This is a genomic window from Streptomyces sp. NRRL WC-3626 (assembly GCF_000718785.1).
GTDB classification, from domain to species: Bacteria; Actinomycetota; Actinomycetes; order Streptomycetales; family Streptomycetaceae; genus Streptomyces; species Streptomyces edwardsiae.
In genome coordinates, this window is sequence record NZ_JOCA01000091.1 from 1 (window position 1) to 202 (window position 202).

Annotated in this window: 1 protein-coding gene; it reads right to left on the minus strand. The window is 70.3% G+C overall.

What is annotated here, in order from left to right; genetic code table 11:
• Positions 1-202, minus strand: a 202-nt coding sequence (locus tag IF28_RS36840; protein WP_037894917.1) for an RICIN domain-containing protein, incomplete at both ends; no start/stop codon positions are given.

The window sequence follows — 202 nt, forward strand, 5'->3', positions numbered from 1 at the left end:
CTTCTGGTTGGCTCCGGTGTGGCAGGTCCACAGATGCACGGGGGTTCCGTCCTCCCAGGTCCCGCCCGAGGCGTCCAGGCACTTCGCCGACTGCGGGTTACGGACCGTGCCGTCCGACTGGGCCGCCCACTTCTGCGCCCCCGTCCCGTTGCACGTCCACAACTGGATCCGCGTACCGTCGGCACTCCCGCCACCGGACACG